The sequence below is a fragment of the Alloactinosynnema sp. L-07 genome, assembly GCF_900070365.1.
Classification (GTDB): domain Bacteria; phylum Actinomycetota; class Actinomycetes; order Mycobacteriales; family Pseudonocardiaceae; genus Actinokineospora.
Window position 1 is genome coordinate 5694542 of the sequence record NZ_LN850107.1, and the last position, 17938, is coordinate 5712479.

Annotated in this window: 15 protein-coding genes; 4 read left to right on the forward strand and 11 right to left on the reverse strand. The window is 68.7% G+C overall.

Annotated features, from left to right (window positions below):
- The first annotated feature begins 97 nt into the window (after positions 1 to 97).
- Both BN1701_RS25855 and BN1701_RS25860 read left to right on the forward strand, forming a co-directional pair.
- Entirely contained in the window at positions 98 to 841 is a 744-nt protein-coding gene (locus BN1701_RS25855; RefSeq protein ID WP_054053057.1) for a response regulator transcription factor, read from the forward strand.
- 114 nt (positions 842 to 955) lie between these two features.
- The gene (locus BN1701_RS25860; RefSeq protein WP_054053058.1) at positions 956 to 2788 is read left to right on the forward strand and encodes an acyl-CoA dehydrogenase; all 1833 of its coding nucleotides are present in this window, start codon (positions 956 to 958) and stop codon (positions 2786 to 2788) included.
- A 68-nt stretch (positions 2789 to 2856) separates the two neighbouring features.
- On the opposite strand, the gene BN1701_RS25865 is transcribed toward BN1701_RS25860, so the two are convergent.
- Entirely contained in the window at positions 2857 to 3855 is a 999-nt protein-coding gene (locus BN1701_RS25865; protein WP_054053060.1) for a hypothetical protein, read from the reverse strand.
- Positions 3856 to 4062: 207 nt separating this feature from the next.
- On the opposite strand from BN1701_RS25865, the gene BN1701_RS25870 reads away from it, so the two are divergent.
- Positions 4063 to 4350 carry a GlsB/YeaQ/YmgE family stress response membrane protein gene (locus BN1701_RS25870; RefSeq protein ID WP_054053062.1) on the forward strand — a complete coding sequence of 96 codons (288 nt, stop codon included), beginning with the start codon at positions 4063 to 4065 and terminating at the stop codon, positions 4348 to 4350.
- A gap of 52 nt (positions 4351 to 4402) precedes the next feature.
- Here BN1701_RS25870 and BN1701_RS25875 read toward each other — a convergent pair whose 3' ends face one another.
- From BN1701_RS25875 to BN1701_RS25885, 3 genes are all read right to left on the reverse strand, one after another.
- Positions 4403 to 6265 carry a VanW family protein gene (locus tag BN1701_RS25875; RefSeq protein ID WP_082860054.1) on the reverse strand — a complete coding sequence of 621 codons (1863 nt, stop codon included), beginning with the start codon at positions 6263 to 6265 and terminating at the stop codon, positions 4403 to 4405.
- Between the two features lie 15 nt (positions 6266 to 6280).
- Entirely contained in the window at positions 6281 to 6574 is a 294-nt protein-coding gene (locus BN1701_RS25880; protein WP_054056130.1) for a co-chaperone GroES, read from the reverse strand.
- Positions 6575 to 6644: 70 nt separating this feature from the next.
- Entirely contained in the window at positions 6645 to 8456 is a 1812-nt protein-coding gene (locus BN1701_RS25885; protein WP_054053066.1) for an NHL domain-containing thioredoxin family protein, read from the reverse strand.
- A 72-nt stretch (positions 8457 to 8528) separates the two neighbouring features.
- Between BN1701_RS25885 and BN1701_RS36005 the strand changes: the two genes are divergently transcribed.
- Positions 8529 to 8681 (forward strand): hypothetical protein, encoded by a 153-nt coding sequence (locus BN1701_RS36005; RefSeq protein WP_157368223.1) that lies wholly within the window; start codon positions 8529 to 8531, stop codon positions 8679 to 8681.
- A gap of 35 nt (positions 8682 to 8716) precedes the next feature.
- On the opposite strand, the gene BN1701_RS25890 is transcribed toward BN1701_RS36005, so the two are convergent.
- From BN1701_RS25890 to BN1701_RS25920, 7 genes are all read right to left on the reverse strand, one after another.
- Positions 8717 to 9175, reverse strand: a complete 459-nt coding sequence (locus BN1701_RS25890; protein ID WP_054053068.1) for an SRPBCC family protein — start codon at positions 9173 to 9175, stop codon at positions 8717 to 8719.
- A gap of 20 nt (positions 9176 to 9195) precedes the next feature.
- The gene (locus BN1701_RS25895; protein WP_054053069.1) at positions 9196 to 10218 is read right to left on the reverse strand and encodes a M36 family metallopeptidase; all 1023 of its coding nucleotides are present in this window, start codon (positions 10216 to 10218) and stop codon (positions 9196 to 9198) included.
- Positions 10219 to 10284: 66 nt separating this feature from the next.
- Entirely contained in the window at positions 10285 to 12486 is a 2202-nt protein-coding gene (locus BN1701_RS25900) for a hypothetical protein (protein WP_054053071.1), read from the reverse strand.
- Positions 12487 to 12592: 106 nt separating this feature from the next.
- On the reverse strand, positions 12593 to 13345 hold the full coding sequence (locus BN1701_RS25905; RefSeq protein WP_054053073.1) for an amino acid ABC transporter ATP-binding protein: 753 nt from the start codon (positions 13343 to 13345) through the stop codon (positions 12593 to 12595).
- Entirely contained in the window at positions 13342 to 14172 is an 831-nt protein-coding gene (locus BN1701_RS25910) for an amino acid ABC transporter permease (protein ID WP_054053076.1), read from the reverse strand. Before BN1701_RS25910 ends, BN1701_RS25905 begins: the two co-directional genes overlap by 4 nt.
- 73 nt (positions 14173 to 14245) lie before the next feature.
- On the reverse strand, positions 14246 to 15067 hold the full coding sequence (locus BN1701_RS25915; RefSeq protein WP_231949706.1) for a basic amino acid ABC transporter substrate-binding protein: 822 nt from the start codon (positions 15065 to 15067) through the stop codon (positions 14246 to 14248).
- A 172-nt stretch (positions 15068 to 15239) separates the two neighbouring features.
- Positions 15240 to 17900 (reverse strand): glucosidase, encoded by a 2661-nt coding sequence (locus BN1701_RS25920; RefSeq protein ID WP_054056132.1) that lies wholly within the window; start codon positions 17898 to 17900, stop codon positions 15240 to 15242.
- Between the last annotated feature and the right edge of the window lie 38 nt (positions 17901 to 17938).

Genomic DNA, 17938 nt, shown 5'->3' on the forward strand with positions numbered 1-17938 from the left:
GACTTTGCCTGCGAGCGGAAACGATCCGAAAGGAGCACGTCACGACCGACGGTCCCGTGCGTCGCACGCACGGAGAGGACGAACTGGAGGGCGGGCAATGCGCAGTTCCTACCTACAGGTCTCTGGCCGGACGGCCAGGCCTGCGGACGGTGGATTGGGGGTCGCGCTCGTTGACGGCATCCCATTGTTCCGAGAGGGCTTGTCCGCGCTGGTGATGCGAACCCCCGGCCTGACCTGGCTAGGGGCCACTGACACGCCGCAGGGCGCCGTCCAGTTCGCTGAGCGCTATCACCCGAATGTGGTGCTCATCGACTCCGGCCTCGACACCCGCAGTCACCTCAGCAACATGCTTTCGGCGGCCAACCCCAGCCTGACGACGCTGGTCCTGGTCCGCGACGCGCATCGCACCACCCAATACGTCGCCACCGCGATCGCGTCGGGCGTGCACGGGGTGATCCTGCGTTCGGCCGAGCCACCACAGGTCATCGACGCGATCCGGGCGGTGCGAGCCGACCGGCGGTACGTCGATCCGGCGCTGGCTCAGACCGTGGCCGCCCCGCGCGGCCGGTTGGCGCGGGTGCCGGACTCGACCCAGCCGCTGTCGCGGCGGGAGTTCCAGGTGCTGCAGCTGATCGCCGACGGGCTGGAGAACCAGGCCATCGCCAAGATCCTCTACGTCTCGGTCGAGACCGTGCGGACCCATGTGAAGAGCATCCTGCGCAAGCTCAGCGCGCGGGACCGCACGCACGCGGTCGCCGTCGGCTTCCGCTCCGGAGTGCTGCTGGCGCCGACGCCGCAGCGCCCGCCCGGCCAGTCAGCGCCGCCCAGAACGGGCACGTGACTCCGAGCACTTCACCCCTTCGCGCACCAGAACCGCTTGCCCGGGTTACCGACAGGTAATACCCTGTATGTTACCGGTGAGTAGCACTCTCGCGTGAAGACACGGAGCAAACAGATGGGTCACTACAAGAGCAACGTCCGCGACCTCGAGTTCAACCTCTTCGAGGTGTTCGACGTCCAGGACCGACTGGGCAAGGGCGTGCTGGCCGAATCCGACGAGGAGACCGCCCGCGGTGTGCTCGCCGAGCTGAACACCCTGGCCGTTGGCCCGCTGGCCGAGTCGTTCGCCGACGCGGACCGCAACCCGCCGGTCTACGACCCGAAGACGTTCAGCGCCACGCTGCCCGAGTCCTTCAAGAAGTCCTACAAGACGCTGTGGGACGGCGAGTGGTGGCGGCTGGGCCTGCGCAACGAGCTGGGCGGCTTCGGCCTGCCCCCGACGGTGCAGTGGGCGGCCTCCGAGCTGATCCTGGGCGCCAACCCCGCGCTGTACATGTACCTCGCGGGCCCGGCGTTCGCGGGCGTCGTGCACGCCAACGGCACCGAAGAGCAGAAGCACTGGGCCCAGATCATGATCGAGCGCGGCTGGGGCGCCACCATGGTCCTCACCGAGCCCGACGCGGGCTCCGACGTCGGCGCCGGTCGCACCAAGGCCGTCCAGCAGGCCGACGGCTCCTGGCACATCGACGGAGTGAAGCGGTTCATCACCTCGGGCGACCAGGACATGACGGAAAACATCGTGCACCTGGTGCTGGCGCGGCCCGAGGGCCACGGCCCCGGCACCAAGGGCCTGAGCCTGTTCCTGGTCCCCAAGTTCCATTTCGACGGCCAGACCGGTGAGCTGGGCGAGCGCAACGGCGCCTACGTCACCAACGTCGAGCACAAGATGGGCCTGAAGGTCTCCACCACGTGTGAGGTCACCTTCGGCCAGCACGGCACCCCCGCCGTTGGCTGGCTGCTCGGCGAGGTGCACGACGGCATCGCGCAGATGTTCCAGGTCATCGAGTACGCCCGGATGATGGTCGGCACCAAGGCGATCGCCACGCTGTCCACCGGCTACCTCAACGCGCTGGACTACGCCAAGCAGCGCGTCCAGGGTGCCGACCTGCCGAACATGATGGACAAGGCCGCCCCGCGCGTCACCATCACCCACCACCCGGACGTGCGCCGCAGCCTCATGCTGCAGAAGGCTTACGCCGAGGGCCTGCGCGCGGTCTACATCTACAACGCCACCTTCCAGGACCAGGTCTGGACCCAGGAAGGCGACGAGGACGCGATCAAGCTGGCCGAGCGGGTCAACGACCTGCTGCTGCCGATCGTCAAGGGTGTCGGCTCCGAGCGGGCCACCGAGCAGCTCGTGCAGTCGCTGCAGACCCTGGGCGGCTCCGGCTTCCTGCAGGACTACCCCATCGAGCAGTACATCCGCGACTCCAAGATCGACTCGCTGTACGAGGGCACCACGGCGATCCAGTCGCTGGACTTCTTCTTCCGCAAGATCATCCGGGACAAGGGTCAGGCACTGGCCTTCGTCGCGGGCGAGATCACCAAGTTCATCCAGGCCGAGAGCGGCAACGGCCGCCTCAAGCAGGAGCGCGAGCTGCTCAAGCAGGCACTGGAAGACGTGCAGGGCATCCTCGGCGCGCTGATCCAGTACCTGACCGCGTCGCAGGAGGACTCCCGCAACATCTACAAGGTCGGCCAGCACTCCGTGCGCCTGCTGATGGCCACCGGCGACCTGCTCGTCGGCTGGCTGCTGCAGCGCCAGGCCGAGATCGCCCACGCCAAGCTCGACGCGGGCGCCACCGGCAAGGACAAGGCCTTCTACGAGGGCAAGGTCGCGGTCGCGGCGTTCTTCGCCAAGAACGTGCTGCCGCAGCTGTCGGCCGACCGCAAGATCGTCGAGTCGGCGGACAACGACCTGATGGACATCGACGAGTCCGCTTTCTGATTTCGTAAGACCGCTCCCGCGGCGCGGACGGCGGTGGCCACCTTCGGGTGACCACCGCCGTTTCCTGTTCAGGCCAGGGTTCTGGGATCGACGAACTTCAGCGCGCGGAGGAAGGCTTCGGCCTGGACTTCAGGTGGGTGGTCGTTGACATCTATCAGCCACTGGCTCTGTACATCGGGATCGCTTGCCGATCGGAAGGTGAAGCGCACCTGGTCGCGCTCACCTGGCAACGAGCTGATCCAGTCGACGACGTAGCCCCACCGGCCCAGCAGGGTCGGGTCGGCCGCCACCGCCGATCGGATGAGCCTGGCCAAACGCACTCCGCTGGGCGGATCGCGCGGCGGCAGGTGACTCGCCCAGTCCGCGCGCCATCGGACGGTCGCGTCCGGCGAGTTCTTAGCCTGCCGCAAGGATTCCTGCCATGCCGCCGACGCCAAGACCGCGCGCGAGCGGGTGATGACAGATTGACGCTGCCCGTCCGCCCAGTCGAGGTGCAAACTGCGTCCACTGATCAGTTCCTCGACAAGGGATACGACAGCGGCGTAGCGGACGAAGGTCGGTTCAATGTCCTCAAGGTGCGCGGAAACCGCTTCATAGCAAGAGATCGCGGCTGGACAACCCGCACTGTCGGCCACCAGGCGCTGCGCGCACAGAGCGCCCAGCAGCCAGATCAAGCATGGTCGGTCGATCCGGTCGGCGAGCCAGAGCAGATCCTGATCGGTGTCGCCGATCGCGGAAAGGGCTTCGATCGCGGGTCTGGTGAAACGCCGTACGCACGCGGCCGTGCGGATGAGGTCGGCGTCCTCGGTGGTGCCGGTCGCGCCGAGCAGGGCGAGGCCGAGCCAGACCGCCGGATCGTATGTTCCGTGGCAAACGAGCCACCGGCCGGTGTACCGGGCCCACTCGCGGTTGAAGCCGGGCCAAGGATCAAGGGCACGGCGGATCCGGGTAGCCCGGACGCCTTCAAGTGCGTCGTGGAGAGCCGCGGGCGAATCGGGGGGAGAGGCGAAGTAGGAACGCAGGACCTCGGCGAGAGCGCGCTCAGACGCGCTGGTCTCGGGGGTCACCAGAGGGGGGTGTTCTCGATTCGGTAGGTCATGGCCACGGAGCATCCGGCAACCATGATCTGCCGTCAACCGCATTTCCTCAGGTCGAAATTCACCCGGCAGAGTGATTTCGCGTCACTGATCACCGGGCCACGAGAGGCGGGCTCGACAACTCGGTGTCAGGCTTTGCGCAAGCGTTTAGATCACGCGCTCAAGCGAGGAGCTCACATGGGTATCGGTGGCATTTTCAGCGCGATCATCGTCGGGGCGATCCTCGGCATCGTGGGTCGGGCGATCGCGCCCGGCGAGCAGAAGATCCCGTGGTGGCTGACCATCCTGACCGGTATCGCGGCCGCGTTCGTCGGAACCCTGCTCGCTCGGCCGTTCGGGTGGGACAAGACGTCGGGGATCGACTTCCTGGAGATCGTGCTGCAGGTGATCGTCGCCGTGGTCGCGGTGACGCTGGTGGCCGGGATCTGGGCGAAGACACGGGGCGGGTCGACCGCGCGCCACTAGACCCCCAACGAAAAGAGGCCCGGGTGTAACCGCCCGGGCCTCTTTCTCGTCGTCAGCCTGCAGGCGGTGGTTGGCAGACGATCTTCGGCTGCGGGTTGTACTTCACCGTCCGGGTGTTGCGCCGCACCTCGGCGCCGGTGGCGGCGTCGCGGATGATGCGGGTGTCTGAGGTGGTGAAGCCGGGGGCGCCGTTGCTGGCCTTGCAGTTCGCGGCTGGGCCCGCCTTCTCGTTGGGCGGGGTCTCGGCCGAGCGGCCGCCGGTGACCGATTCGACGGTGTACTTCTTGGTGCCCCAGATCTTCACCGTGATCGACGACGGCGTCCACACGGTCTGGATGGCGATGCCGGTGGCCGAGTCGTTGGTGAACTTGAGATCGATGACGCTGTTGCCCGCGTGGTCCTGGAACACCGTCGCCTCGCGGGCGGCCGGGTAGCGGCTGATGTAGTAGCTGTGTTCCTTGTGGCCCGCGTCTTTCAGCGCCGCGAAATACGTGGCGTTGTAGAGCGTGGTGGCGAACTGGGAGATGCCGCCGCCGACCTCGCGGCCCGGGGCGCCGTCCTTGATCACGCCCGCCTCTACGTAGCCCTGCGCGGCGGTGCGCGGGCCGGTGTGGCCGTTGAGGCTGAACGTCTCGCCGGGTTTGACGATCGCGCCGTTGACCTCCTGCGCGGTCACCCGGATGTTGACTCCCGAGTCGGCGGCGAAGCCCTTGGTGGTGAACTCGCCGATGACCTCCTTGATCCCGAGCTGGTTGGCCTGCTCGGTGGTCACCTTCGCGGGGGTCTTGGCGTACTCGACCTTGATCTCCCGCGCTTCGGCCTTTTTGAGCACGTCGAGCAGGGTCGCGAAGGCGGTGTCGTACTTGACCCCCATGCCGTCGACCGACGGGGTGACCGTCGGGGCGCCGCCCTCGAAGACGACCTGGGCGTCCTTGCCTTCCTTCTCGGTGGACGCGAGCTGCGGCTTGACCGCTTCGACGATCTTGGCCGTGTCCAGCTTCGGCGTCAGACCGCCGCCATCGGCGGTCTCGAAGGTCAGGGCCGAGGCGATGACGGCGGGCTCGATCTTGGCGTCCTTGCCCTCGCCCTTCACCACGACCGGGGCCGCGACGGCGGGCTTGGCGACCTGCTCGAACGCGGCGCGTACGCCGTCAAGGCTGGTCTTGACCGGAGTCTCGGTCACGGCCAACACCAGCGGCTTGCCCGCGAGCCAGTCGGCCACGAGCCGGTCGCGCGCCTTGGCGGTGTCGAGTTCCTGGCCCGCGACCGGCTCGATCATCGCCGGGGTCGCGCCGTCGAACTTGATCGCGCCCTCGACCGGGGACTTGGCGACCTTGCCCTTGAGCTGGTCGATGGCGGCGGTGAGCTTGGCGTCGTCGGTGCCGCTGACCACGCCGACCTCGCGGGTGCTGAACAGCGAGCTGATCCGGGTGATCGGGTTGAGCGGCTGGTCACCGGCTTGGGCGAGAGTGGCGGCCCAGTCCAGGGTGAGCCCGGACTTCGCCGGGTCGACCTGGTCCTCGATGGTGCCCGCGCGCACGGTGACCGGCTTGGTCAGCCGTGGCTCCAGTTCCTCGCGCAGGGTGCGCTCGGCGTCGGCCTGCGCGAGGCCGCCGACCTCGACGCCCGCGACGGTGACCCCGCGTGGCACCTCGCCGCCGCTCAGCGCCAGGTCGACGCCGTAGAGCAGGGCCAGTGCACCGAGGACCGAGCCCGCGATGATCGCGGGCTTGCGCCAGCCGGGGGCCTTCTTCTCCGGCTCAGCGGACTGGTCGGGCGCGGGCTGGAACCGCTCGGTGGGCGCCTCGAACCCGGCGCCCCACGGCTGAATGGGCGCCCTCGGCAGCAGCTCGGTCCGCTCCCCTGGCGGTTCCGGCCAGCTGTGTTCCCCCGGCCACTTGTGGTCGTCCGGCACGACTACACCTTCCAGTTACAGATACAGCCCGGTCCCGTGTTCGGTGCGCTCGCTGGCGATGGCGTGCACGTCGCGCTCGCGCATGACCAGGTAGTTGCGGCCCTGCACCTCGACTTCGAGCTGGTCTTCCGGGTTGAACAGGACACGGTCGGCGACCTTGACGGTGCGCACGTTCATGCCAACCCCGAGGACGTCGCCCCACGCGAGCCGCGTCGCCATCTGTGCGGTGGCCGGAATGACGATCCCTCCGGTGCTGCGCCGCTCTCCCTCCTCCGGGGTGAGCTGGACCAACAGCCGGTCGTGCAGCATCTGGATCTCGAGTTTCGGTTCCGGCACCGACAAATCCTAACGGTCGGCTCGCCGGTCCCTCGCACGCGTGCTATGCGTGGTCGTCCATCCCGCCCATCACCAGCGCCAACCTGCGCGCGCCGTCGGCGACGATCCGCACCGGGACACCCCAATCCTGCCTGGTCAGATGGCATGCGGCGTGTTCGGAGCCATCGTCGTCGCAGCTTGCTCCCTGCGCTACGACATGGATCACACCCTCGCTGAACCCCTCGGCGACGACCAGTTTCCTGATCAGATCCGTTCCCACCCCCGCACCCTCGGCGAGCAGCTCGGGCGGCGACGAGGTGACCTCCAGCCGGGTCGACGGGCCGTAGCGGTCGTCGAACTTCTGCCCAGGCGGCGGGGTGAACACAACGGCGAGTTCGACCGCGCCCGCGGCGAGGTCGGACGGCGGCCTGCGCACCTGGTGGGCCTCGCCCGCGACCAGCGACGCGGCGGCCACCGGGGTCTCCAGCCGGTGCGCGGCGGACGCGACCACGGTCAGAACGCCGTCGTGCACGACCAGCCCCGACGGCTCGGCGATACCGGTCGCCAGGGTGCTGACCTGCCCGGTCTCCGGGTCGAACCGGCGGATGGCGCCGTTGTAGGTGTCGGCGACGGCGACCGTGCCGTCGCCGAGCACCGCGACACCCAGCGGGTGCTGCAGCAGCGCCTGGTCGGCGGCGCCGTCACGGTGGCCGAAGTCGAACAGGCCGCGCCCGATCGCGGTGTGCACGACGAGGTCGGCATCGATCCAGCGCAGGGCGGAGGTCTCCGAGTCGACCAGCCAGAGCCGGTCGCCGTCAGCGGCCAGGCCCGAGGTCTGGGCGAAGAACGCCTCGGCGACGGGACCGTTGAGCAGACCTTCCACGGTGGTCCCGGCGAAGCGGCGGACCTGGCCGGTGACCGGGTCGAACGCGCCGAGGGTGTGGTTGCCCGCCATGGCGATGACGATCTCGGACCGCCACCACGCGACGTCCCACGGGCTGGTCAGGTCGGTCTCCAGGGCGGGGCCGTCGTCGCGGCCGTCGCGCCACTGGTCGCCGGTGCCCGCGACGGTGGTGACCTCGCCAGTGTCGAGGTTGAGGCCTCGCAGCAGGTGATTGACCGTGTCGGCGACGACGACGTGGTAGCCGACTTTCCTGGCGATCTCGTCGGGCAGCACGGCCAGGCCGGAGGGCTCGGAGAAGGTGGCTTCGCGGCCGTCGACACGGCCGCGCTCCCCGGTGCCGAACGCTTTGACGATGTCATCGCCTGCCAGCTCGACCACGCGGTGATGGGCGGTGTCGGCGACGAGGAGGGTGCCGTTCGGGCTGGTCACGGCCTTGGCCGGGAACCGCAGCGGGGTGTCCTCGGCGACCGGGGGCACGTACGGCCCGTCGCCGCGGTGCAGCGTGCCCTTGGCCTCGTGTTCGGCCACCACCTCGGCGATCACCCGCCGCAGCGCCTCGGCATGCCCCTCCCCGGCGGCGACGTGCACGACGTAGCCCTCGGGGTCGACCAGGACCAGCGTCGGCCACGCCTTGACCGCGTAGGCCTGCCAGGTGGTCAGGTCGGGGTCGTCGAGGACGGGGTGGTGCACGTCGTAGCGCTCGACGGCGGCCTTGAGCGCCTGCTCATCGGCCTCGTGCACGAACTTGGGCGAATGGACACCGACGGTGACCAGGACGTCGGCGAACTCGGCCTCGATGGGGCGGAGCTCGTCGAGGACGTGCAGGCAGTTGATGCAGCAGAACGTCCAGAAGTCGAGCAGCAGCACCTTGCCCCGGAAGTCCCCGAGATGCGGCGTCTGGCCTCCGGTGTTGAGCCACCCCCGCCCGACAAGCTCGGGCGCACGAACCCGCCCACGAATCTGAGAAGTCACACGCGAAGTCAACACCACACGATGAGTCGATGTTCCTGGCAGTTGAGCTCAGCGTTTTGCACAATCCGGGGCATGACTGAGTTGCCCATCAGCGAGGCCCGTGATCTTGAGCGGCTGGAAGAAGCTGAGGATGCGGCCGACCTAACCGCGATACGGGAAGCGCTCGGGTCCTCTGAAGCCAGGATTCCGCATCGCGAGGTCCTCCGCGAGCTGGGTATCGCCTGACCTGTGCGCACGAAATCGGCATCCTCCAGCTCTGATCAGGACTCGGCGGCCTGCTTCAGGCTCGCCAGAGTCCGTTCGATGTTGCGCTGGTTGTGCACGCTCCGGTCCGTCACGCCGGTCGCGAAGTAGGTCAGCGGGCGGAACCAGCCCGGCCTGCGGTCCCACGTCGACTCGGTGACCTGACAACCGCCGTCGGTGGGCTCGATGTCGTACTGCCAGCGTGAGACCGGCAGGCCCATCGACTTGACCTCGAAGGCGAAGCGCGACGGCGACGCGTCCGTGACGGTGGAGACCGTGGTCCAGAAGCGGATTCCGCGCCGGTTGGAGCCGCGGAAGCGGGCGCCGATCTGGGCCTGGTTGACCCCGCCCAGCCACTTGCCGCCCGCGAACTCCTCCGCGACGCCCGCGAGCCCAGGTAGGTCGCTGACCAGCGCGTACACGCGGTCGGCTGGGGCGTCGACTACTACCTGGGCGCGGGCGTCGGGAGTGCTCATACCGCCAATCTACTGGCGAGTCACAAACCGGGGATACCCCTCGCGGCGAACGCGGCGCGGACGGTGTTCGCGGCGGCCGGGCCGTACATCGACTGGGCCGTGGCGACCGTGGTCAGGGCCGCGGCGCTGAAGGTGGTGTCGGGGGCGAAGCCGAACTGGGCGTTGACGATGATCCGGTCGGCCTTGGTGGACCCGAGCGCGTTGCGGATGTCCCAGAGGGCGCGCGACCAGATCATGCCGTCGCGGTGGACGCTGGTGTTGGTCATGTCCGCGTAGGTCAGGTTCGAGTCGATGCGGCGCAGGCAGTGCGGGGCGGCGGCGGTGTAGCTGACCGCGTCCCAGTCGGCGACGCACGCCGCGGGCGCGTTGACCGGCCAGCCGTACTGCTGGGCGGCGTTCAGGCCGACGGTCACGGCGAGGTAGTCGCCGAACGCCTCGCCGATCGAGCCTGCCTCGTGGGCCGAGCCGAAGCCGGTGACCTGGGCGTCGTGCACCGCGTGGCCGTACTCGTGCACGATGACCTCGGCGTCCTCGGCGTCATCGACGCCGCCCTTGCCGAGGCGGATGATGTCGTGCTTGTCCCAGGAGTACGAGTTGTCCTGGCCCCACTGGTTGGTGCGCACGTCCTGCGACTCGGCGTTCACCGGCGCCAGCTCGCTGCCGAAGCCGATCGACTGCAGGTACTCCTGCGCCTGGTTGACCCAGAAGTAGGCCATGACCTGCTCGAACTCGTCTTGGTTGCGGGTGAAGACGAACCGGCCGTCGGCCGACCGCGCGGGCTTGCCCGTCTCGGCACGCACGTTGACCCACTTGCCGGTGAGGGTGCCGGAGCCGTCGAGGTTGCGCAGCGGCACGGTCACGTAGGCCGACGCGGGCACCGCGGCGTCCGCGTCCTTGTTGTCGGTCAGCGCCTGGTTCCCGCTGGACTGCACCGGGTTCACCATGAACACCTGGCCGACCCCGGTGGTGGGCGCGGCGTCCGCGCCGGGGGCGGCGGCCACGACCAGGCCGAGCGTGAGCGTGAGGACCATACGGCGTCGCATTGTGTGCTCCCTCTGGGACGTCAGTGGTGCACGCATCCTGCCCCGCCGAACGACGTCAGGGAAGGGTCACGAGGTCCGCCGCAGCATGCGGGTGACGCCCGCAGCGACCGTGGTGGCCAGGATCCAGCCCGCGGCGACCATCGACGCCGCGATCCACTGGGAGGCGCCGCCGACCGTCCACTTGTTCTTGTGTCCGAAGTCGACGATGGGGACGATCAGGTCCAGGGTGTAGAGCACCGGGTTCCACACCAGGTGATCGTCCTGATTGGACTCCGACGGGGTCTGGATGAACGAGAACCAGACCGAACCCGCCACCAGGATCGCGATGAGCCACAACAGCGCGCGCATCGGGCGGTAGCCGTAGCCGACCATCCAGCGCTGCAGCCAGCTCCACAGGTGGATGCCGGGGCGGGTCCAGCGCGCGCCCTCGGCGAGGGCGGCGTAGCGGCGGCGCTGTTTCTCGACCAGGACCGTGGCCGCGTGTTCCTCGTTGCCGCCCGCGCGCAGCATCGCGGCGAGCTGGTCGTACGGGCCGGGGCGGTAGACCTCGCGCATGCCGTGGCGCAGCCAGCGCAACCGCTCGACGACGCGGGTGTCGGCGTCGAGCGGGACCGGGTCACCGAGGCCGTCGTAGCGGAACTCCTCCAGTTCGATCCGCCCGCCCGCCTGCCACAGCGACGCGTTGTCGGTGAGGGACGCGCAGTGCAGGTGGCGCAGGTCGATCTCGCCGCTGGGCGGGATGGCCACGTCGAGCCGCAGTTCCTGGGTGCGCACCCCGAAGGCGTTGAGCGCGATGCCGTTGCTGCCCGCCGACAGGCGAGCGCCGTGAAAGTTGGTCTCGCGGCCGACCTCGGCGCGGCGGATGCGGATCTCGCCCTCGGCGAGGCTGTCGGCGAGGATCAGGTCGCGGCCGACGTGGGCGACGCGCAGGTCGAGCGACGGCTTGGGCGAGCGGTCGCGGTGGTACGTGCCGGGCGCCAGCAGGGAACTGCCGCGCAGGTCGACGTTCGCGGCGACCTTGATGCCCGGCAGCAGCAGCGAGCCGAACACGGTGGCCGACCGGGCGTCGAGGTTGCCACCGCAGGTGAACCGCCGCGCCTCGACCGCGTCGCCGTGGCGGTTGCTGAACACGCAGCGGTCGAGCAGCACACTGCCTTGCACCTGGACGTCGACCAGCCGCACCTGCCCCGCGACCCGTGCGTCCCGGGCGTCGATGCCGCCGCGGATCTGGGTGCCGTCGAAGTGCAACGACCGGTCGTCATACGGACCCGGGGCGCCGTCGACCGCGCGGAACGGCTCGCGCCCGCCCGACAGGTCGACCCTGGCGTGCGCCATTCGCAGTGACCCGCCGATGTGGGCGTTGACCATGCGCACGGTCCCGGTGCTGGCGAACCCGCGGTCGAGGTTGACATTGCCGTCCACTTTGGACCGATCGGCGACCAGCGTGGCGTTGGGGTCGTAGAACGGGTCGTCCGGCGGAACCGGCCGCGAGTGCTCGGTCCGCGGCGCCATCTTGGCTCCCCGCAACGAGAAGTCGCTGTCGATCCGCGCGCTGGCGAGCAACACCTGCCCGACACTGCGGAACGGCGTCCCGGTCGCGCCGTCCGGCGTCAGGTGCAGGTTGCCACCGACCTGGACGCCGTTTCCGTTGAGCGCGAAGCCTTTCGGGTTGTTGAGCAGCGCGCCCGCGAAGTTGACGTTGCCGCCCGTGCGCAGGCCGGGGATGCGGACCTCGCCCTCCGCCTGCATGTTCGCCGCGAGCAGCGCGCCCGCCAGGTGCAGCCGGTTGGCGTGCAGGGCGGGGCCGTCGGTGCTGAACAGCTTGCTGCCGCGCAGCACGAGCGAGCCGTGGATCTCACCGTCGGTCAGGTCGACCGTGCCCTGCACGACGGTGCCCGCCACGAGCAGGACATCGTTGTCACTGCGCAGGTTCCGCGCGGCCAGCCCCGGCAGCGCGCAGTCGCGGAACTCGACGCCCGCGAGCTTGGCCTGGCGCAGGTCGGGCGTGAACTCGAACCGGCAGCGGACGAACTCCAGCAGATAAGGGAACTCGACGCCGCGCAGATCCAGCTGACCGGTCAGGAAGCGGTCGGAGACAGTCAGCACGGGGGCCGTGGCCGGGCGCCTGCGCCGCAGGACGCCGCCGGTGTCGGGCTCGATCGCCTGCCGCACGACCTCGGAAGCGGGCAGCCGCGCCCATGCGGGCGGGAACGGGTCGTGCGGATCGAGGATGCCACCCGGTTCCTCGGTCCAGTCCGCCGTCGCCATCGCGCCCCCTCCTCGATCTTGCTGCCCGAGGAGTTAAACGCACGCCGGCTACGCTTCGTTCCCATCCGGTCGCCCCACGTATGCGAAACGACCGGATGGACGAAGATCAGTCGATGTGCGTCGGGTCCAGAACGCGCTTGAGGAAGGTCTTGGTGCGCTCGTGCTGCGGCGAGCCGATGACCTGGGCCGCCGGGCCCTGCTCGACGACGTAGCCGCCGTCCATGAACAGGACCTTGTCCGCCACCTCACGCGCGAACTGCATCTCGTGGGTGACGACCAGCATCGTCATGCCCTCGTCGGCCAGGCCGCGCATGACCGCCAGCACCTCGCCGACCAGTTCCGGGTCGAGCGCCGAGGTCGGCTCGTCGAACAGCATGACCTCGGGGTTCATCGACAGCGCGCGGGCGATCGCCACCCGCTGTTGCTGGCCGCCGGAGAGCTGGCTGGGCAGGGCGTTGACCTTGTCGGCCAAGCCCACCCGTTCCATGTTCGCCATCGCGACCTTCTCGGCCTCGGCCTTGGACCTGCCGAGGACCTTGCGCTGCGCGATGGTCAGGTTGTTCAGCACCGTGAGGTGGCCGAACAGGTTGAACGACTGGAACACCATGCCGATCCGCCGCCGCGCGCCGTCGAGATCGGTGTCGGGGTGGGTCAGCTCAACGCCGTTGACGACCACGGAACCGTCGTTAGGTTCCTCAAGCAGGTTCACGCATCGCAGCAGCGTGGACTTGCCGGAGCCGGACGGGCCGATGATGCAGACGACCTCGCCAGAGGCCACCTCGACGTCGATGCCGCGCAGGACTTTCAGGGTGCCGAAACTCTTGGTGAGTCCGGTGATGCGGACCGCGGGCTCACTCACTTGACGGCCTCCACGTCCACGTCGACCTTCTCCGGCGACGCGATCTTGCGTCCGCCGGTCCGCTTCTCCAGGTACCGCGACAGGTAGGAGAGCGGAATGGTGATGATCAGGTAACAAATGCCCGCGACCAGAACTGGGGTCAAGCTGCGGGACTGGTTCAGCGAGGTGCGACCGAACTGGGTGAGCTCGTACTGCAGCGGGCTCGACCCCAGGAACAGCACGAGCGACGAGTCCTTGGTCAGCAGGATCAGCTCGTTGGTGAGCGGCGGCAAGATGATCTTGAACGCCTGCGGGATGACGATCCAGATCATCGCCCGGCCCTCCGACATGCCCAGCGACCGCGCCGCCTCGACCTGTCCCTTGGGGACGGCCTGGATACCCGCGCGGATCGTTTCGGCCATGTACGCCGAGCCGACGATGCCCAGCGCGATCATGATCGCGACGTAGCGGTCGAGGTTGGTGCCGAAGGCCAGCGGGATACCGCTACCGATAGCCAGGATGACCAGCAGCGCGGGCAGGCCGCGGAAGAACTCGATGTAGGCGCCCGCGATCCACCGGTACACCGCGACGCTCGACAGCCGCATCAGTGCCAGGATCAAGCCGAGCGCCAACCCGAACCCGAACCCGAGTCCGGTGTAGATCAGGGTGTTGACCAGGGCGACGCTGATGACCTCGGGGAACATCTTGGCGGCGACGTCGAGGTCGAAGAAGGCCATCCGGATCTTGCCCCAGTCCGCGGCGAACGCCGCGACCAGGACGAAGGCGACGAGAACGGCGTATTGGGCGGTCCGGATCACCCGAACGCGTTGGCGTTTGGTCATTGCCATATTCGCTCCTAGGAAATGGCTCCGCACATGCTGCGGGGCCGGCGCGACGTGCGCGCCGACCCCGCGGCCGTTGCTAGTTGCTACCCGGCTTCTTGCCGAACCACTTCTCGTAGATCTTGTCGTACTCGCCGCTCTTCTTGGCGTCGGCCAGCGTCGAGTTGATGAGCTTCAGGAGCTTGTCGTTGCCCTTCTTGACACCGATGCCGTACTGCTCACCGGTGGCGAACTCCTTGACGACCTCGAAGTCGGTCTTCTTCTTGGCCCAGTCGAACAGCACGCCGTTGTCGTTGATGCCCGCGGCGACCTGGCCGGTCTCGACCGCGGTCAGCAGCAGACCGAGGTCCTCGAAGGTGACCAGCTCGACGCCCGGCGCGTTCTTCTGCGCGTACTCCATGCCGGTGGTGCCGTTCTGCACCGCGAGCTTCTTGCCGCTCAGCCCGGCGAGGTCCTTGATGCCGGAGCCCTTCTTCGACACGAGCGCCTGGGTGGCGTCGAAGTAGGGGTCGGAGAAGTCGAAGTTCTGCTTGCGCGTGTCGGTGATCGTCATCCCGGCCGCGGCGAGGTCGCACTTGCCCGAGTTCAGGTCGACACCGGACTGGATGCCGTCGAACGGGGTGTCGATGATCTCCTGCGTGACGTTGATCTTCTTCGCGACCAGGTCGACCAGGTCGACGTCGAACCCGATGACCTTGCCGTCCTTTTCGAACTGGAACGGCTCGTAAGGCAGACCGGTGCAGGTCAGCAGCTTGCCGGACTTGATGAGCTGAGGGGCGTCCGCCGCCGCACCCGTCGTGGAGCCCCCGGAGGGCGTGTCCGTCTTCCCGCATCCCGCTGCGGCGACCGCGAGGGCCAGCGCCGGGACCAGGGCGAACACCTTGAGCTTGGATCGAAGCACGGTGTCACTCCTCGTAACTTTGTTCAGGTCGAGTGCACGCATACTGCCACCGTCACCCGGCCATGTGCAGTACAAGTTCGTTTGTCACGCCACCGCAGCCAAGTTGTTGCGTCGCCTTGACCCCGCGCGCAGCATTTGCGCATAGCGGAGTTCGGGACCGAAAGAAGTCCGTTCAGTCGACCCCGTCAGGCCACCCGGCGAGCAATACCGCCACCAACGCCGTCCACCCGGTCTGGTGGGTGGCGCCCAGGCCCTCGCCGGTGTCGCCGTCGAAATACTCACTGAATGTCATGTGCTCCCGCCAGCGCGGGGAGTCGGTCGACTCGATGCGTTTCCCGTCGGCGGGGCGGGCGCCGTCCGGGCCGGGCAGGAACAGCGCGGCGAGCCTGCCCGCCAGGCCGCGGGCCGCCTGACCTGCGGTGACCTGCGTATCCGAACCGGTCGGCACGGGCAGGGTGATGCCACCGCGGTGGAACTCGTCGAGGACGAACAGGGCCTCCACCAGCAGGGCGTTCGTCGGGAACCAGACCGGGCCGCGCCAGTTGGAGTTGCCGCCGAACATCGTGGTGTGGGACTCGCCGGGTTCGTAGTGGATCCGGTGTTCCGAGCCCGCGATGTCGACCACGATCCCGTCGCGGTGGGCGGCGGACAATGACCGGATGCCGTGCGGGCTGAGGAACTCGGCCTCGTCGAACATCCGGGTCAGCACGCGCCGGAGTTTGCCTTCATCCAGCAGCGACAGCAGGGCGCGGCGGCCGTCCTCGTCCTCGCGCCAGGTGAGGAACTGGCCGAACTCGGGCTGGCGGTGCAGCACGTAGTTGAGCCGTTCGGCGAACGCGGGCAGCTCGGTGAACACCCACGGCTCCAGCGACGCCGAGGCCAGTATCGGGATAAGCCCGACCATCGACCGCACCCGGACCGGCCGCGACTGCTCGCCCGCGCGGGCGAGCAGGTCGTAGCAGAAGCCGTCCTGCTCGTCCCAGATCGGCGCCCCGGCCGAGCCGAAGTGGGTCGAGGCCTGCGCGATGGCCAGGAAGTGCTCGACGAACTTGGTCGCCACGTCCTCATACGCCGGGTCGTGCCTGGCCAACTCCAGCGCCATGGTCATCAGGTGCAGGGCGTAGGTGGCCATCCACGAGGTCGCGTCGGACTGCTCGAAGCGCCAGCCGTCGGGCAGCGGCTCGGAGCGGTTGACCGGGCCGATGTTGTCCATGCCGAGGAAGCCGCCCTCGAACAGGTTGTTGCCCTCGGGATCCTTGCGGTTGACCCACCACGAGAAGTTGAGCAGCAGCTTGTGGAACACCCTGGCCAGGAACAGCCGGTCGCCGTGGCCGGTCGCGCGCTGCTCGGCCCGATAGACCTGCAGCGCCGCCCACGCGTGCACCGGCGGGTTGACGTCGCCGAACTCCCACTCGTAGGCGGGCAGCCGACCGTCGGGGTGCATCAGCCACTCGCGGCACAGCAGGAGCAACTGGTCCTTGGCGAAAGCCGGGTCGATCTGGGCGAACGGCACCATCTGGAAGGCCAGGTCCCACGCGGCGAACCAGGGGTACTCCCACTCGTCGGGCATGGACAGCACATCGGCGACGTCCATCTGGGTCCAGTGCCGGTTGCGCGCGTCCGACGCCTTCCGCTCGGCCGGTGCCGGTGGGTGCGCCGGGTCGCCCTCCAACCACTCACGGACCCGGAACCGGTAGTGCTGCTTTGTCCACAGCAGACCCGCGAACGCGCGCCGGGCGACCTGCTTCTCCTGTTCGCTCGCGGCGGGCGCGATGCCGTCGTAGAACGCGTCGGCCTCGGCCTCGCGGTCGGCCATGGTCTTGTGGAAGTTGCCGCTGAACGCGCCGCCGTGGCCGTCGCCGCTGATCAGCCGCAGTCTCACGGTGACCGACTCGCCCGGGGCGACCGCGTCGAACCGGTACCACCCGGCGGCCTTGGTGCCCGGCTGCGATGCGCCGTTGACGAGCTGGCAGGAGTCGGGGTCGCCGTTGACGATGTGGTCGCCGATGCCCGACTTGACGTACCGGCTGGGGTTGGCGTCGCGGCCGAACAGCAGCGCCTCATCGGTCTCGTTGTCGGTGACGAGCAGCCGCGGCGAGCCGTCGAAGTGCAGCGTGTACCGGCCGAGGCTGGAGTGCTCGGCCAGGACCCGCGACCAGCCGTCGACGGTCGAGGCGACCAGCGACGGCTTGCGCGCGTCGCGGCCCCACGACCAGGTGTTGCGGAACCAGACCTGCGGCACCAGGTGCAGCGGCGCCGGGTCGGGGCCGTGGTTGGTCGCGGTGATCTGGACACAGAGGTCCTCGGGACCGGCCTTGGCGTAGGTGACCTCGACGTCGAAGAAGCGGTCCTGGTCGAGCACCCCGGTGTCGGCGAGCTTGGGCTCACGCGCGTCGCGCCCGGCGGCCTTGGCGAGTTCCCGCAGGCGGGCGTAGGGGTAGGCGGCGTGCGGGTAGCGGTAGACGACCTTCATCCACGAATGGGTGGGGGTGCCGTCGACCACCCACCAGTGTTCCTTGACGTCCTCGCCGTGGTTGCCCTCGGCGTTGGCGAGGCCGAAGTAGCGTTCCTTGAGGATCTCGTCCTGGCCGTTCCACAGCGCCACGCTCAGGTTGAGGAACCCGTACCGGTCGCAGATCCCGGCGATCCCGTCCTCACCCCACCGGTAGGCGCGGGAGCGGGCCTGCTCGAACGGGAAGTATCCCCAGGCGTCCCCGTTCGCTGAGTAATCCTCACGGACTGTGCCCCATTGTCTCCCGGCCAGGTAGGGCCCCCAGTGCCGCCAGGGTGAGTGCGCGAACGGTGATTCGGCGAGCCTGTCGTGTTCGTTCATCGCCCACCAGTGTGGACCGGCGCGCGGGATGATGTGAA